Below are 16,600 nucleotides of genomic sequence, written 5' to 3' on the forward strand. Positions count from 1 at the left end.
GGGTAAAATAAATGCTTGATAATAGGAGGTAACGATACTGCCTCGTGTGGAGTGTTATACCCCTCGTCCCTTCGGGGGTGCGAGAACACGATGAAGCACTAACTTGTGTAAATTTGATTGAATTGTATAGATTTAGTTAAGTTTATCGTATCGGATAGATCCTTTAACTTTAGCAAAAATAAAAAAGCATATGTTAACAGTGAATGAAGAAGGAATTACAGCAGAAGTGTTAAGTACAATGGTAGGAGTAAGCAGATCAACAGCGAGGCGTTATTTAGAGTATTTAATATCAGGAAAGAAAGTTCATGCGGAGCTTACATATGGGAGTGTAGGGAGACCAGAAAGAAGATATTTTCTTGTTTCTTCATAATAAAAAACAGTGGAGGATATATGTCCCCTACTGTTTTTTTATCTTATATTGGAATAATCCCAATTACAATTCCAGTAATCAACATCACCATTGTCGTTCCAACTGCCCACAATAAAGTGAAACGTTGATGTTCACCAAAATCAACTTTGGCCATTCCGACTAATAAATAAGTGGATGCGACAAGAGGACTTAATAAGTGAACAGGTTGCCCGAGTAATGAAGCGCGTCCCATTTCAGCTGCACTAATTCCGTAAGTAGCGGCAGCTTTCGTTAAAATAGGTAAGACTCCGAAGTAAAATGCATCATTGGACATGAAAAATGTGAATGGCATACTAAGAAGAGCTGTAATAATTGGTAGTTGTGGTCCAAGAGCGTCTGGTATAAGAGTGACTACACTTTGAGCCATTGCATCTACCATTTTTGTTCCTGATAGAATACCAGTGAAAACTCCAGCAGCAAATACGAGAGAAACAACCGCCAATACGTTTCCTGCGTGAGAAGCAATACGTTCTTTCTGTTGTTCTAAGTTCGGATAGTTGAGCATAACAGCAATAGCGAAAGCGATTGTAAATAAAACAGGTAACGGCATAACTTCTAGTATGAGACAGACAAGTAAGGTAACAGTTAATAAAAAGTTAATCCATAGAAGTTTAGGGCGTTTATGAACGGCAGCTTCCACTGTTGCAGCTTGCTCATCCATCGTTTGCATTTGTTTTAAATATTGTACATCCATAATTCCTAATCGTTTTCTTTCTTTTTTTCCAAGATAGTAAGCAACGAAAACGACCCAAATTGCACCAGCGATCATTCCTGGTATAAGTGGTGTAAAGAGCTCTGATGCGTCTAGTCCAAGAGCACTCATAACCCGAGCTGTCGGTCCGCCCCACGGTGTAAGATTTGTCACTCCTGCTCCTAACATAACAACCCCAGCTAATATAAGTGGATTCATTCCAAGGCGTTTATATAGTGGGTACATTGCGGAAACAGTAATCATATACGTTGTTGTTCCATCGCCATCTAATGAAACGATAATTGTAAGAATAGCCGTACCAACAACAATTTTTAAAGGATCCCCTTTTACAAATTTCAAGATTCTACTAATGACAGGATCGAATAAACCGCTATCAATCATAATTCCAAAATACAAAATAGCAAACATAAGCATAATACCAGTAGGTGCTAGTTTTTGGATTCCTTCTAACATCATAGGTCCCATATTTGCATAGAAACCACCAATTAATGCGAAAGTAATTGGAATTAATATTAATGCTACTAGTGCAGACATACGTTTCGTCATAATTAAAAACATAAAGACAAATACCATCGCAAATCCAAGTAGTGCTAACATGTAATCTCCCCCTCAAAAATGATTGCGCTTTCAAAATGTAATGAAAATTCAGAAAAAAGTTTTTTTGTTTATCATAAAAGCATCCATCCAAATGGTAAATAATTTGAAAAATAACATCATTAGAAGCATAATTTTTATTTTGGTCATTTTGTTCACGGGAGTTAATTTGAATTTTTAAAAAGTAAGCTGCTCTCCGTAAGAATGGTAGAATAAGATGAAAATATTGAAGTGTGAAATAGGGAGTAGATTTTATATGAAAACGAGAATGGAAGAGATTTATAGTTCTTATGAAGGAAAAGTAGAAGAGATTTTTGTTAATGAATCTTCTTACGTATATGAGTGGGAAAAATTAATGATGATTCGAAAAAATAACGGTGAACTAGAAAAAGTTGCGATCGGTATCAGTGGAAATATAAGATTAGTAAATGTAGTTGCTGGGCAGCAAATTAATACAGATACATTATTAGTTACGTTAGAAGACGATTTATTAATTACAGGTTGTGAATGATGAGAGATGTGTAGAAATGACTACACATCTTTTTTGTTCCATATATTACAAAAAGAACATTGTTTTTTCACAAATCTCACACAAGTTTTTGGTATTCTCCTTGTAGAAGATACGGTTAGGGAGGAAATAAAATGAGAACGAAGTATGTGATGCTTGCTATATGCTTATTTTTTGTCTTTACAATAGTAGGATGTGGTAAGAAACAAGCAGAGGCGGTGGCAATTGATGAGAAACATGATAAGTGTGATATTTGCCAAATTGGGGTAATGGATAATCAATTTGCAACAGAAATTATTTTAGAAAATGGAAAAGCGCTAAAGTTTGATGATATCGGTTGTATGTATAAATGGATGGAGATTAATCCAGGTGAAAAGACGAAAGAAAAATTTGTTCGAGATTATGATTCGAAAGAGTGGATTTCATTAGAAGATGCGACTTACGTATATGATAAAACAATAACGACACCGATGGCTTATAATGTTATTTCATTTGAAAATAAAAAGGATGCAGAAAGCTTTGTGTCTAACTATAAAGGGAAAGTTCTTTCGTATAAAGAGTTATCAGAGCATAAATGGGAAATGAATAAAGAGATGATGGGGAACCCGAAAAAGGGAAATCACGGTGGGCATCATTAATAATAGAAAAAGACAACTATATAGTTGTCTTTTTTTATTATTACTCAGGTGTAAATATAGAAAAGGTGTAAAATTTTTAGAAGAACGGTTACAATGGAATATAGTAACCTAAAGCAATCATTTATGTACTTTTTAGAAATGTATACAAATGCGGTAAAATCGTGCTAAACTAATTGCTTCATAATGTTAATGATGAGGCCATCAGGCGTATCATTCCAATAGGTTGAGAAACATAGTATAGGTTTTAAGATAATCCGATTAAAGAAGGAATATAAAGGGCTTATGGATAAATGTACTCAAGAAGAGTTATTGTATGTGATGGAGGAATGGTTAAGAAAACATTATCTTTCATAGGAGCTGTAGTTGTGAGAAAACAAAAAATTTTATTATGTATGTTATTAGGACTTTTAATGACGGTAGTGGCTTGCGATAAGCAAGAGGAGCCAGAATCGAAACCGGTTCATGTGAAAAACGAAAAGAAAAAAGAAAAGCATAAAGAACAGGAAGAATCTAAAGAAGAAAAAAGTATAAATTTAATGGACAAACAGTTGCTACTTTCTGCAACTCTTGGGGATACGGAAACAGCTATGAAGCTGATTCAAGATGGAGCCAATATAAATGTAGAAGGTGACAACGGAGAAACGCCTATCCTTGCAGCAACGTATCAAAATCATGTAGAAACAGTTAAAGCATTAATTGGTGCAGGTGCTAATATTGAAAGTAAAGATGAGAAACAAAGTAATCCATTTCTTTATGCAAGTAGAGAAGGATATACGGATATTGTAAAAGTATTAATTAATGCAGGAGTTAATACGAAAGAAACGACTAAGTCAGGTGGAACAGCACTTGTTTCTGCATCTGAGCGTGGCCATGTAGAGGTTGTAAAAGAACTATTAGAGCACACAGATATTGATGTGAATTATAGAAATGCTCGTGGTGGAACAGCTTTAGTAGAAGCAATCGTATTAGGAAATGGTAGTGAAAATCATAAGAAAGTAATTCAAATGCTTATTGACCACGGGGCAGATGTAAATATGGCCAATAAGGAAAATATTACGCCACTGCAATATGCTGAAAAAAGAGGTTTTAAAGATATTGCAAATATGTTGAGGGTAGCTGGAGCGAATGAAGTCGTACAGCCACAACCACAACCAGTGGAATAAAAAGTATGAAGTAATCCCATTTAGATAGACAGAATGAAGAAGTCATTTAGTATGATGGATTCAGTAATGTGTATTTGAATGGGATTTTTGTTTTGGGCATGAAAAATAGATTATGAATGGTATATGGAGTAACTATAGTACTTCTTGGGATAATTATGCTTCACAAGCAGTTGCGAGAAAACTAAAACCGATTAACTATGGAATAAATTTGTATATCACTTAAATTGTAAGATAGTTGGTTGCTGTTGGAGTTTATTCGTATATCTAGACTATTGTTAAGAGGATATGGTGAATATTAACATTCGATTAACACCTAATTAACAATCTATCAAAACTGACTTAATAAATGCGTAATATAGTAAAGGTAACAAAATAACTAGGGTAGAGAACATTTGAGAACACCCGCTTACATATAACGTGCCACTTTCTTAGGTGTGCTCTATTCCCTAGAGTTCAAATAAGGAGAAAGGTGTTCTATGTAAGTAGGTGTTTTTAGTTTGGATAAAAATAGAAAAGCTAGGTGGAATAAATGTTTAAAGAACCTTATATTGCGATGATAAAGGATTGGAAAGGATACAAAGCATACAAAAAATTACCAAAAACAGTTTTTCTTATGACTGGTTCAATGCTGGAGTTACCAGAGCGTGTATATGAATTACAGAAACATGGACATGATGTATTTCTTCATTGTGATTTTATACAAGGTTTAAATACGAATACAGAGGAAGCTCTTTTGTATATTCAAGATGTTATCGGAGCACAAGGTATTATTTCAACAAAAGGCTCGACAATTCGAAATGCTAATAAAATTGGATTAAAAACGATTCAACGTATTTTTATTGTCGATACTTTATCTCTTACAAAATCAATTGAGAATTGTAAAACAACTAAACCGAATGCGGTAGAGATTATGCCTGGTATTATGCCTTCAATTATTAAGCAGCTAGCAGAGGAAATAGAATTTCCTATTATTGCAGGCGGGCTGATTCAAACACGGGAGGATGCGGAAATTGCTATTCGTGCAGGAGCAAGTGCGATTTCAACGAGTCATTATGAAGTATGGATACAAGAAGAAAAAAGGAGTGCAACCTTGTGATTGAATTAAAAAATGTTTCAAAGGTATATAAAAATGCGGAAGAGACAGCAGTTAATGGTGTATCAGTTCACATTAAGAGAGGAGAATTTTTTGTTTTAGTTGGACCTTCAGGATGTGGGAAAAGTACACTATTACGAATGATTGCTGGCTTAGAAGAAATTTCTTCGGGAAATTTAATTATTAATGAACGTGTTGCAAATGATCTAGAGCCGAAAGACCGTAATCTATCAATGGTATTTCAAAATTATGCGCTATATCCACACTTATCTGTGGAAGAAAACATTTTATTTGGACTTAAGGTAAGAAAAGTACAAAAAGAAGAGCGACAAAAGCGATTAATGGAAGCAATTGAAATGGTAGGACTAAAAGAATATGTAAAAATGAAGCCAGGACAATTATCAGGGGGACAAAGACAGCGTGTTGCGCTTGCTAGGGCAATCGTGAGTCAAGCGCCGATTTGTTTAATGGATGAACCACTATCGAATTTAGATGCGAAATTACGTGCGCAAATGAGGATTGAAATTAGAGAAATTCAGCAACGGTTAGGAATTACAATGATTTACGTTACTCATGATCAAATAGAAGCGATGACTATGGGAGATCGTATCATGGTCTTAAATAAAGGAAGCATACAGCAAGTTGGAACACCGCTTGATATATATAACGAACCAGCAAATGAATTTGTTGCAAGCTTTATAGGATCTCCTTCGATGAATATAAATGATGGAGAAGTGGACAAAGAAAAATGCGTATTACATATAGGGCAATTGCAAATTCCATTATCTAATGGACGGTTAAAGCAATTACCAAAAGGAAAAATTCGAATAGGTATGCGTCCTGAACATATTGAACTGTCTGAGGAAGGGCAAGAAGTTACATTACAATCTGTAGAAGTATTAGGGAACGAATCTATATTAAACTTCACGGTAAATGGAACAACTTGGAGTGCGAAAGTCATCGGACAGTTACTCTTGAACAAAGGTGACAAAGTAAAATTATTATTCTCGCAAGAAAAGTTATGCTTCTTTAACCAAAACACGAATGAACGCTTAAAAGTGGTAGCTGAAGAAGAGTTGAAAGTGGTGGCGAAATAATGATCGAAGTAAGTAAGTTACCAGTTCAAACAAAGGTGTCAAAAAAGAAAAAATTATGGGGGAGAACGAAAGATTTAAGAATAGGATTATTGTTTTTGGCGCCATCTATTTTGCTATTTTCGATTTTTCTGTTCTATCCATTGTTTAGGACGATTTACTATAGCTTTTATTTAACAGATATACATGGAGAAGCTAATCTTTTTGTTGGCTTAGAAAATTATCAATACTTATTTTCTGATCCTGCTTTCTACAAAAGCATAAAGTCAACTTTATTATTTGTCGTATATACAGTACCTACGAGTATTATACTCGCTTTATTTCTTGCATTGATTGCAAATGGAAAAGTAAGAGGTATTGGGTTATTCCGTGTATTATTTTCTTCCACTATGGGAATATCAGTAGCTGCTAGTGCAGTGATTTGGCTATTTTTATTTCATCCAAGTGTAGGATTATTTAATAATATATTAGCCTCTATGAATCTACCTGCAATTGCATGGTTAACGAGTCCAGATTGGGCGCTATTCTCAGTATCAGTTACAACAGTTTGGGTGAATACAGGATTTGCATTTTTAGTTATATTAGGTGGTTTACAAAATATCGATACGTCTTTATATGAGAGTGCATCTATAGATGGTGCTAGCTATTTATATAAGCTTCGCCGTGTTACATTACCGATGCTATCACCTACTTTATTCTTTATCGTAACAGTAACGTTAATTAGTGCGTTCCAAAGCTTTGGACAAATTGATATTTTAACGCACGGTGGACCGAATGATGCAACGAATTTAATTGTGTACTCGATTTACAAAGAGGCGTTTGTGAATCATCAATTTGGAACAGCAAGTGCACAAGCGATGGTATTATTTGTTTTCATTTTCATTGCTACATTACTTCAATTTAAGTTTGCTGAGAGAAAGGTGCATTATAAATGATTGTTAAACAGTGGAAGCAAAATTTCCTATTATACATGCTGCTCATTATTAGTGCAGTAATGGTATTTTTTCCTGTACTGTATGCGTTTTTAATAAGCTTTATGACACCAGATGATATTCAAATGAGAAGGTTATTTCCAACTCAATTTACTTTTGATAATTTCATTAATATTTTTCAAAAAGTACCGCTTTTTACATACTTATATAACAGTTTAATAGTATCGACAGTCGTTATGATTGGACAACTTATCGTATCAAGCTTAGCAGCGTATGCTTTTGTTTTTCTTCAGTTTAAAGGGAGAAACTTAATTTTCTTCCTGTTTATTTCAACGATGCTTATTCCGTGGGAAGCAACGATGGTACCTAACTTTTTAACGATTCAAAACTTTGGCTGGATCAATAGTTTCGCTGGGATGACAGTGCCGTTTTTTGCAACAGCTTTCGGTATTTTCTTACTACGTCAACATTTTATGACGCTTCCGAATGAACTGAAAGAAGCTGCTTTTATTGAAGGGATTGGAAATGTAAAGTTTTTATTCAGCGTTGTAATTCCGTATTGTAAAACGAGTTTTATTACGCTTGGAGTATATAGCTTTTTAACAACATGGAATATGTACTTATGGCCACTTTTAGTGACCACTGATGAAAAAGTAAGAACAGTCCAAATTGGTGTGAAGCAGCTTCAGTCACAAGAAGTTGCAACTGATTGGGGAAGCGTAATGGCCGGTGTTACGGTTATCGTTATTCCAACATTGATTTTACTATTTTTAGGACAAAAACAATTACAACAAGGATTAACAAAAGGTGCAATTAAATAACTAAGAGAAGGTGAGATTAAAATGAGTCTAGTTAAAAAAGGTGCTGCTCTATTGATGGCAGCAACAATGGCATTATCTAGTGCCGCTTGTTCAAATAGTAAAACAGAGGGGAAACCTGAAGCGCAGGCAAAAGTAGCACCAGTTGAAAAAAATGGTGATAAAACTGTAATTCGCTTCTGGCATGCGATGGGTGGAAAAACACAAGGTATACTAGATGGTCTTGTTGCAGACTATAATAAGTCACAAAATAAATACGAGATAAAGGCAGAGTTCCAAGGGACATATGAAGAGTCTTTAACGAAATTTAGAACGATGTCTGCAACGAAAGAAGCACCAGCGCTTGTTCAATCGAGTGAAATTACAACGAAATATATGATTGATAGCAAAAAAATCACACCAATTGATAGCTGGATAAAAAAAGATAAGTACGATACTTCAAAGTTGGAAAAAGCAATTACAAATTATTATTCAGTTGATGGGAAAATGTATTCTATGCCATTTAATTCATCTACACCAGTATTAGTTTATAATAAAGATGCTTTCGCGAAGGCTGGATTAGATCCTGAGAAAGCTCCGCAAACATATGCTGAGTTAAAAGAAACGGCGAAAAAGTTAACGATTAAAGAAGGCGGAAATGTAAAACAATATGGATTCTCCATGCTTAACTATGGTTGGTTCTTTGAAGAATTGTTAGCGACACAAGGTGCTTTATATGTAGATAACGAAAACGGGCGTAAAGATGCAGCAAAGAAAGCGGTATTTAATGGTAAAGAAGGACAGAAAGTATTTGGGATGTTAGATGAATTAAATAAAGCTGGTGCGCTTGGAAAGTATGGAGCAAGTTGGGATGATATTCGTGCCGCGTTCCAGTCAGGACAAGTTGCTATGTATTTAGATTCTTCAGCAGGTGTTCGTGATTTAATTGATGCATCTAAGTTTAATGTAGGTGTTTCATATATTCCGTATCCAGAGGATTCGAAACAAAATGGTGTTGTTATTGGTGGAGCATCATTATGGATGACGAATATGGTTTCAGAAGAAACGCAACAAGGTGCTTGGGACTTTATGAAATATTTAACGAAGCCAGACGTACAAGCGAAATGGCATACTGCAACAGGGTATTTCTCTATTAATCCAGACGCATATAATGAACCATTAGTAAAAGAGCAATATGAAAAATATCCACAGCTAAAAGTAACAGTAGAACAATTACAAGCGACGAAGCAATCTCCAGCAACTCAAGGAGCATTAATTAGTGTATTCCCAGAATCACGAGATGCAGTTGTAAAAGCATTAGAAGCAATGTATGACGGGAAGAATAGTAAAGAAGCGTTAGATGAAGCTGCAAAAGCAACTGATAGAGCAATTAGTATTTCAGCTCGTACGAGTCAAAAATAAGAAAAAGCCGTATCCCGAAAAAGGATACGGCTTTCTTTACAAGGAGATAAGGGATCAAAAAAATGAAGAAGTCTTATCTCTTTTATATGAGTAAAGGGTCTAGAATGAATCTTGTCCTTTTCATTATTTGTTTAGCTCCATTGCAACTTGTTTGCCATTTACGAAAGCCTCTACCACTGCTGCTACAACTTCCATCACTTTTTTCATTTCTCATCTCTCCTTGTTTTTTGTTTCATTTCTTACTTTTAGTATAAGGAAATATAGCAATTGCAACTATCGAATTGGATGACAAGAGACTTACATTGTTGTAAGGATAAGTGTTTTAGTTGTAATGAATATGGATTCAGAAATTTCTGTTGTTTTGAACTATAATTAGAAAGAGAGTGTCTTAGAAAGAAGGGGATAATATGAAAAGAATTCTTGTTATTAGTGATATTCATGGAGAAATAGAAAAGTTCGAACAGTTATTGGAAGAAGCTCAATACGATGCAAGACAAGATCAATTAATTCTATTAGGGGATTATATAGATCGTGGTCCCAATGCGCGTGCTGTAATCGAAAAGGTAAAAGATTTAAAAGAAGAAGGTGCCTTTGTTTTAAAAGGAAATCATGAAGATATGATGATTAAGGCGCTAACGACAGATGAGGAGCGTCCATGGAGCCATTGGGTAAAAAGGAATGGTGGAGATAAAACGTTATATAGCTATGGATTTGTAGAAGAAGACATTGCGGTTAATGAGGAAAACTTCCAAAAACCGATTTTACAATCTCATGTATTAGAGGAACATGTAACGTTTATTCAAGGATTAGATCATTACATTGAAACAGAAGAGTATATCTTTGTGCATGCTGGTGTTGAGCCAATGAAACGAGTTTCTGAATCTGAACCATACACGTTAATGTGGATCCGTAATGAATTTCATAATGGGTATAGTGGTGAAAAGGTTGTTGTATTTGGACATACGGAAACGAAGACGCTTCATGGTAATGATGATTGTGGAGTGTATTTTGGTAGTAATCGTATTATAGGGATTGATGGCGGTGCTGTATATGGTGGCCAGCTAAATTGTTTAGAATTGCCGAGTAAAAAGGTGTACGTAGTAAAAAATTGAAAGAGATAAGGGGAATCTATTTCAATTTTTTATTAAGCAAAATTTAAGGAAGAGCTTTTATAATAGAGCTTCCAAATTTTATATCGAGAAAAACGTTAAAATGTAATTATAAATAAAATTGAACAATATGGTGGAAGGTGAAAATATGCGTTTACTTGTAGTAGAAGATAATGCTTCTTTATTAGAGTCTATTGTCCAAATCTTACGTGATGAGTTTGAAGTAGATACAGCGTTGAATGGAGAAGATGGATTATTTTTAGCACTGCAAAACATTTATGATGCAATCCTACTTGATGTGATGATGCCAGAAATGGACGGATTTGAAGTGATTCAAAAAATACGTGATGAAAAGATTGAAACGCCAGTCCTGTTTTTGACAGCGAGGGATTCTTTGGAAGACCGGGTGAAAGGATTGGATTTTGGTGGAGACGACTATATTGTTAAGCCGTTTCAGGCTCCTGAATTAAAAGCGAGAATTCGTGCTTTACTACGTAGAAGTGGTAGTTTAACAACACAGCAGACCATTCGCTATAAAGGGATTGAATTGTTCGGGAAAGATAAAGACGTTCAAGTAGATGGACAAGGTATTAAGCTTACATTAAAACAGTATGAGCTTTTAGAGTACCTCGTTCAAAATAGCGGAAAGATTTTAATGCGTGAACAAATTTTTGATCGCGTTTGGGGATTTGATTCCGATACGACAGTAGCAATTGTAGAAGTGTATGTACATCATTTACGTAAAAAATTAGAAGCATTTGGTTATCAGAAAGATATTCAAACCGTTCGAGGTATTGGATATATATTAAAAGAACAATGAAAAAGGGAAGTATGTTTCAGAAGACGCGTATTCGTCTGACTATATTAAATTCGTTAGTGTTTATTATATTAATTGGAGTGTTAGGAAGTTTAGTGTATTCATATACATCCAATGAAATTTATAAGGGAGTAGATGAATCGATAAAGGACTTTATTATAAAGATAACGAGAGAAAAGCCACTAGGACCTCCACGATTTGAGGTGGGTAAAGAATTACGTATAGGGGATTCAAAAGCTTTTTACTTAATATGGGACGAAAGTAAGCAATTGCGAGAGATTGATCCGAGAGTTCGAGATCGTAGTTTTCTGGAAGAAAACAAAATAAAGCTATTTCCCAAAAAAATTGGAGATTTCTACGATATAGAAATAAAAGGAAAAAGTTATAGAACCGTGGCAGTCAAAGAAACTATACGTTCGGGAGAGAATGTCACATTTCAAATATTACGTGAAACTACGACTGAAACAGAAGTACTGCGTACATTGTTTTTAATTCTTATTATTGGTTGTAGCATAGGAAGTTTATGTGCAATAGGAATCGGCTTTTTCTTAGCTGGTAGGGCACTCGTACCAATTCAAAATTCATGGGAGAAGCAGCAACAGTTCGTTTCTGATGCATCGCATGAATTAAGAACACCACTTGCGGTTATTCAATCCAAAACAGATATATTATTTCAGTCACCATCTGCGACAATAGAAGAAAAAGCGATGGATATTTCTACGATTTCAAAGGAATGTAGACGGTTATCTAAGCTTGTAGCTAATTTATTATTGCTAGCACGTTCTGATTCTAATCAAATTGAGGTGGATAAGAAAACATTTGAAATGGATAAATTGTTAGAAGAAATAGTAGATCCATATAAGGAAATTGCTTCTTATCAAGAAAAAGAGATGATATTGAAAGTAGAGAATGACATATCATTTATGGGCGATAGAGAGAGAATTCATCAAATGATGGTCATCTTGTTAGATAATGCGATGAAGTATACGAATGAAGGTGGGCATATTCAAATTGATTGTACGCAAACGAACAACTCAATTCGTATACGAGTGAAAGATGACGGCATAGGAGTGAAAGATGAGGACATTCCAAAATTATTTGATCGTTTTTATCAAGGAGATAAAGCGAGAAGTGCATCAGAAGGAGCGGGATTAGGCCTTTCAATCGCGAATTGGATTGTAGAAAAGCATTATGGGAAAGTATCAGTAGAGAGCAAATGGGGAGAGGGGACTTGTTTTGAAGTAATTCTTCCTAAAAATCAAAGAATATAAGTGAGAAGACGATCTTGTTTTTACAAGGTCGTCTTTTTTTAAGGGAAAGTTAAGAAACTATTTATAACATGTATTATATACAGAAAGTTCGTCGCATGAAGAAGTGATTATAAAAAGGTATGTGAACAGATTATATCGATCATAATGTTATTTTGATTATGTATAGGGAATGATGGAAAAGAAAGTGTAAGAGGGAGGAATTAATTTTGAAAAAGAAAATGATGACGGTATTCACTATTGGAGTAATGAGCTTAAGTATATTAGGGGGTGCCTCTCCTTCTGAAACATCAAAAGGAAAGACAGATTACACGCAGCGCAGTAAAGAACAATTAAACAATGGCAAGGTACATGCGGTGCATACAGAAGAAAAGGCGGAGAATCTAGGTATTGAAACGGAAGGGAAAGAACAAATTACGCTAGAAAAAGAAATTCATGAAACGGAAGTAGGAAGAGAAGCTGAGCAGTTAGGAATTTCGATTGAAGGAAAAGATGTTGGAACTCTTTCAGAAGAAATCTATGAAACAAAAGTGAAGCAAGAAGCTTTAAAGTTAGGCATATCTATAGAAAATACATCAATTGTAAATTTGATTACTCAAATTAATACGATTAAAATTAGCGATGAAGCGGATAAATTAGGTATTTCGACAAATGGAAAAGAAATAGAGGATATTGCGGAAGAAATCTATGGAACGAAAGTAAGAGAGGAAGCAGGGAAGTTAGGTATTTCACAAAAAGGAAAAGAGATAGAAGCGTTAGCACAAGAAGTGTACGAACAAAAAGTGCAGGAAGAAGCAAAAAAATATCATATTGATTTGTATGGTAAAGATATATATCAAGTATTAAGCGAAATTAATGAACAAAAAGTATTGCAAATGGCAGACGAGCTTAATATGGATAAAACAAATATGAATGTTCAAGAATTAGCAGGAAAAATAAAAAAAGATCAGCCTGAAAAAGGAAAAGAACTAAATTTTGTACCGGTGATTCGCACGGATGCTGACGCGTTTTATTCTTATTTAACGAACTAAAAAGGGCGTGAGAGTGATACGGAGATGGAAGTGGTATATATGTATAGCATTACTAGCTATCGCAGTATGGAATGTATATACAAATGGAATTCCAAAGTATATGGAGAAGTTGACATTCTTCAATATACAAAGCGGAAAAGAAACGGAGTTTAGTAATAATGATGAAAAGGTCATCTTATCAAATGTACCTTTAATTCAGCAATTACCAGAGCTAGATAGAGGCTGTGAAGTGACGAGCTTAGCGATGATGTTACAATACGCAGGCATTACAGTGGATAAGATGAAATTAGCAAATGAAATAAAGAAAGTTGATTTTATGATAGAGGGTGTACGTGGGAATCCGAATGAAGGATTTGTAGGAAATATTTATACCTTTTCTGAATCTGGATATGGTGTATATCATGGACCACTTTTTCAATTAGCGAAAAAGTATTTACCTAATAAAGCTGTGGACTTAACAGGAAAGAGTATAGAAGAAATATATAAGAGTGTAAAATCAGGACAACCGGTAGTTATGATTACGAATGCAACATTTGCGCCATTAGATGAGGACGAATTTACTACATGGGAGACAAATAGTGGAGATATTTCTATTACGTATAATGAACATTGTGTAGTACTTGTTGGATACGATAAGGAATTTGTATATATTCGAGATCCACTCGATGATAGCCTAGATGTAAAAATGCCAAGAGAAAACTTTGAAAAGGCATGGATACAAATGGGGAGTCAGGCGATTAGTTATGTGAAAAGTTCTAAATGAATTAGTAAGGAAAGAGATGTAAGGAATTGTAAGAGTAGTTTTTGTAGGTGTTTTTTTGTTAAGAAATAAGAGAACTTCAGCTTATTATATAAGCTGAAGTTCTCTTATTTCTTATGATTAAATGTTTAGAAGTAGTGAATATGTAAAAATGCATAATTGACGAAAAAATTACATGTTATCATTATATATTGTTTTATATATGTTAATTGTATAAAATGACACAAGTATCCACATTACATAAAGGAGGCTTATTATGCAAAAAATATTTAACTGGGTTAAATGTATGAGCATCAAGAAAAAATTAATCATTTCATTTTTTCTTATTTTAACTATACCAGGACTTATTATCGGTGGTGTTTCATATCAAACTGCCAAAACAAATTTTGAACAACAAATTACAGGTAAAGCAAAGGAGAATATTTCAGTTTTAAATACTGTTATTTCTCAAAATATAGAAGAGAAATTTGTTGATGCGGCGTACTTTGCAGACATCTTAACAGAGGATACATATCCAAACGGACAAGAAGAAATAGTAAGAACGAAGTTAGCGCAATATATAAAACTTCATCCAGAAGTAGAAGGTATTTATATTGGAACACAGACAGGAAAGTTTATAAGAGAACCATATATCAAAATGGCTGATGGGTATAATCCAACAGATAGATCTTGGTATAAAGAAGCAAATGAAAATAAAGGGAAAGTAATTGTTACTGCACCATATCAATCAGCATCTACCAAAAATATGGTAGTGACAATTGCGAAAGAAGTAAAAGATGGTAAAGGTGTTATAGGAATTAACTTAAATTTAGATAACATCTTAAAAATTTCCAAAATGATTAACATTGGTGAAAAAGGTTATGCAGTTATTTTAGATCAAAATAAGCAAATTGTTAGTCATCCATCTAGAAAACCAGGTGCAAAAGTTACTGACCCTTGGATTAAACCAATTTATGAAGAAAAACAAGGAAATGTGTCTTATACAGAACAAGATGATAAAAAGAATTTAATCTTTGCAACAAATGAGAAGACAGGATGGAAAGTAGTTGGAGTTATGTTCGACGAAGAGATTACTCAAGCTGCGAATCCAGTGTTCTATAAGACTTTGATTGTCATTGCTATCGCTATTGCATTTGGTAGTGTATTAATTTATTTCATTACAAAGTCTATTACAAGACCATTAAGAAAAATAGCTGACTCGGCACATAAAATTAGTAAGGGAGATTTGACAGAGAAAATTACAATCCATTCAAAGGATGACATAGGGAAATTAGGAAATTCATTTAATGAAATGTCTGCTTCTTTACAAGATGTGATTACTCAAATTAGTTTTTCAGCAGAACATGTCGCTGCATCGGCTGAAGAGTTAACAGCGAGCGTACAGCAAGCAAATGATGCGACAGATCAAATTACAATTGCAATGGAACAAGTATCAGGTGGGGCTGAATCACAAAGTCAAGGTGTTGAAGAAGGTGCGGCTACATTACAACAAGTAAATACAGCAATTCAAGATGTAACGGGAAGCGCGGAATCAATTTCTATCTCCTCATTACATGCGCGAGAAAGAGCTGAAGAAGGGGAAGAATTGGTTGAACAAACAGCAAAACAAATGCAGTCTATTTCTAAATCGGTATCCGAATCAGATGCTATTATTAAACTTCTGGATGAGAAATCAAAGCAGGTAGGAGCTATTTCTGAAGCAATTCAAAACATCGCTACTCAAACGAACTTATTAGCTTTAAATGCTGCTATTGAAGCAGCAAGAGCAGGTGAACAGGGCCGAGGGTTTGCTATTGTAGCAGATGAGGTTAGAAAATTAGCGGAGCAATCAGGAAAATCATCTGGAGAGATTGCAAATTTAATTGCAGAAATTAAGGCTGATATTGAACATACTGTTAAGGCGATGGATAATGTGAATGGGGAAGTTCAACAAGGCCTTGATGTTGTAACAAAAACGAAAGTAAGTTTTACGGAAATTTTAAGTTCTACTACGCATATTGTTTCTCAAGTCAATCAAATGGTAGAAACAACAAAGAGAATTGCTGGAGATGCAAATGAAGTGACAAATGCTATTGATGAAATTGCAGCGGCTGCAGAAGAAAATACAGCTAGTATGCAAAGTGTTGCTGCTTCAACAGAAGAACAAGTGAATTCAATGGAAGAAATTAGTTCAGCTTCGCAAAACTTAGCTGAGATGGCCGAAGAACTACAAGCGATGACTAGTAAATTTAAAGTATAATAACAGCAGATAAG

14 protein-coding genes and 3 pseudogenes are annotated in these 16,600 nt (G+C 34.5%); 16 read left to right on the forward strand and 1 reads right to left on the reverse strand.

Annotation, left to right across the window (positions count from 1 at the left end):
- Positions 1-154 precede the first annotated feature (154 nt).
- Positions 155-370, forward strand: a pseudogene (locus KVT31_RS23405) (response regulator); the annotation flags it as partial.
- A gap of 43 nt (positions 371-413) precedes the next feature.
- Here the strand turns inward: KVT31_RS23405 and KVT31_RS23410 are convergent.
- Positions 414-1,718 (reverse strand): CitMHS family transporter, encoded by a 1,305-nt coding sequence (locus KVT31_RS23410; RefSeq protein WP_088095070.1) that lies wholly within the window; start codon positions 1,716-1,718, stop codon positions 414-416.
- Between the two features lie 253 nt (positions 1,719-1,971).
- On the opposite strand from KVT31_RS23410, the gene KVT31_RS23415 reads away from it, so the two are divergent.
- The 15 genes and pseudogenes from KVT31_RS23415 to KVT31_RS23480 all read left to right on the forward strand — a co-directional run bounded on the left by KVT31_RS23415 (position 1,972) and on the right by KVT31_RS23480 (position 16,586).
- Entirely contained in the window at positions 1,972-2,226 is a 255-nt protein-coding gene (locus KVT31_RS23415) for a hypothetical protein (protein WP_088095071.1), read from the forward strand.
- 131 nt (positions 2,227-2,357) lie between these two features.
- Entirely contained in the window at positions 2,358-2,861 is a 504-nt protein-coding gene (locus KVT31_RS23420) for a nitrous oxide reductase accessory protein NosL (RefSeq protein ID WP_088095072.1), read from the forward strand.
- A 290-nt stretch (positions 2,862-3,151) separates the two neighbouring features.
- Positions 3,152-4,024 carry an ankyrin repeat domain-containing protein gene (locus KVT31_RS23425; protein ID WP_098343596.1) on the forward strand — a complete coding sequence of 291 codons (873 nt, stop codon included), beginning with the start codon at positions 3,152-3,154 and terminating at the stop codon, positions 4,022-4,024.
- Positions 4,025-4,553: 529 nt separating this feature from the next.
- Complete coding sequence (locus tag KVT31_RS23430; RefSeq protein WP_088095073.1) at positions 4,554-5,120, forward strand: glycerol-3-phosphate responsive antiterminator; 567 nt, start codon at positions 4,554-4,556, stop codon at positions 5,118-5,120.
- Complete coding sequence (locus tag KVT31_RS23435) at positions 5,117-6,214, forward strand: ABC transporter ATP-binding protein (protein ID WP_140392335.1); 1,098 nt, start codon at positions 5,117-5,119, stop codon at positions 6,212-6,214. The genes KVT31_RS23430 and KVT31_RS23435 overlap by 4 nt, the downstream gene beginning before the upstream one ends.
- Positions 6,214-7,146, forward strand: a complete 933-nt coding sequence (locus KVT31_RS23440) for a carbohydrate ABC transporter permease (RefSeq protein WP_088095075.1) — start codon at positions 6,214-6,216, stop codon at positions 7,144-7,146. Before KVT31_RS23435 ends, KVT31_RS23440 begins: the two co-directional genes overlap by 1 nt.
- The gene (locus KVT31_RS23445; RefSeq protein WP_088095076.1) at positions 7,143-7,964 is read left to right on the forward strand and encodes a carbohydrate ABC transporter permease; all 822 of its coding nucleotides are present in this window, start codon (positions 7,143-7,145) and stop codon (positions 7,962-7,964) included. The genes KVT31_RS23440 and KVT31_RS23445 overlap by 4 nt, the downstream gene beginning before the upstream one ends.
- A 21-nt stretch (positions 7,965-7,985) precedes the next feature.
- Entirely contained in the window at positions 7,986-9,362 is a 1,377-nt protein-coding gene (locus KVT31_RS23450; protein ID WP_088095077.1) for an ABC transporter substrate-binding protein, read from the forward strand.
- Between the two features lie 407 nt (positions 9,363-9,769).
- A complete protein-coding gene (locus KVT31_RS23455; RefSeq protein ID WP_088095078.1) occupies positions 9,770-10,474 on the forward strand; it encodes a metallophosphoesterase family protein in 705 nt (234 codons plus the stop codon).
- Positions 10,475-10,619: 145 nt separating this feature from the next.
- Positions 10,620-11,291, forward strand: a complete 672-nt coding sequence (locus KVT31_RS23460) for a response regulator transcription factor (RefSeq protein ID WP_088095079.1) — start codon at positions 10,620-10,622, stop codon at positions 11,289-11,291.
- 11 nt (positions 11,292-11,302) lie between these two features.
- Positions 11,303-11,441: pseudogene (locus KVT31_RS31040) on the forward strand (sensor histidine kinase); the annotation flags it as partial.
- Between the two features lie 173 nt (positions 11,442-11,614).
- Positions 11,615-12,559: pseudogene (locus KVT31_RS23465) on the forward strand (sensor histidine kinase); the annotation flags it as partial.
- A 206-nt stretch (positions 12,560-12,765) separates the two neighbouring features.
- On the forward strand, positions 12,766-13,587 hold the full coding sequence (locus KVT31_RS23470; RefSeq protein ID WP_088095081.1) for a transporter: 822 nt from the start codon (positions 12,766-12,768) through the stop codon (positions 13,585-13,587).
- 13 nt (positions 13,588-13,600) lie between these two features.
- Positions 13,601-14,350, forward strand: coding sequence for a C39 family peptidase (locus tag KVT31_RS23475; protein ID WP_098343598.1), 750 nt, complete (start codon positions 13,601-13,603; stop codon positions 14,348-14,350).
- A 253-nt stretch (positions 14,351-14,603) separates the two neighbouring features.
- Positions 14,604-16,586: a methyl-accepting chemotaxis protein gene (locus KVT31_RS23480; RefSeq protein WP_088095083.1), complete on the forward strand. Its 1,983-nt coding sequence runs from the start codon at positions 14,604-14,606 to the stop codon at positions 16,584-16,586.
- Positions 16,587-16,600: the final 14 nt, after the last annotated feature.

Origin of the sequence: Bacillus sp. GbtcB14 (genome assembly GCF_019091205.1) — a bacterium.
GTDB classification, from domain to species: domain Bacteria; phylum Bacillota; class Bacilli; order Bacillales; family Bacillaceae_G; genus Bacillus_A; species Bacillus_A cereus_AG.

Coding starts and splice junctions, on each gene's coding strand:
- KVT31_RS23410 (WP_088095070.1), bottom strand. CDS start 1,718: ATGTTAGCACTACTTGGATTTGCGATGGTATTTGTCTTTATGTTTTTA.
- KVT31_RS23415 (WP_088095071.1), top strand. CDS start 1,972: ATGAAAACGAGAATGGAAGAGATTTATAGTTCTTATGAAGGAAAAGTA.
- KVT31_RS23420 (WP_088095072.1), top strand. CDS start 2,358: ATGAGAACGAAGTATGTGATGCTTGCTATATGCTTATTTTTTGTCTTT.
- KVT31_RS23425 (WP_098343596.1), top strand. CDS start 3,152: ATGTACTCAAGAAGAGTTATTGTATGTGATGGAGGAATGGTTAAGAAA.
- KVT31_RS23430 (WP_088095073.1), top strand. CDS start 4,554: ATGTTTAAAGAACCTTATATTGCGATGATAAAGGATTGGAAAGGATAC.
- KVT31_RS23440 (WP_088095075.1), top strand. CDS start 6,214: ATGATCGAAGTAAGTAAGTTACCAGTTCAAACAAAGGTGTCAAAAAAG.
- KVT31_RS23445 (WP_088095076.1), top strand. CDS start 7,143: ATGATTGTTAAACAGTGGAAGCAAAATTTCCTATTATACATGCTGCTC.
- KVT31_RS23450 (WP_088095077.1), top strand. CDS start 7,986: ATGAGTCTAGTTAAAAAAGGTGCTGCTCTATTGATGGCAGCAACAATG.
- KVT31_RS23455 (WP_088095078.1), top strand. CDS start 9,770: ATGAAAAGAATTCTTGTTATTAGTGATATTCATGGAGAAATAGAAAAG.
- KVT31_RS23460 (WP_088095079.1), top strand. CDS start 10,620: ATGCGTTTACTTGTAGTAGAAGATAATGCTTCTTTATTAGAGTCTATT.
- KVT31_RS23480 (WP_088095083.1), top strand. CDS start 14,604: ATGCAAAAAATATTTAACTGGGTTAAATGTATGAGCATCAAGAAAAAA.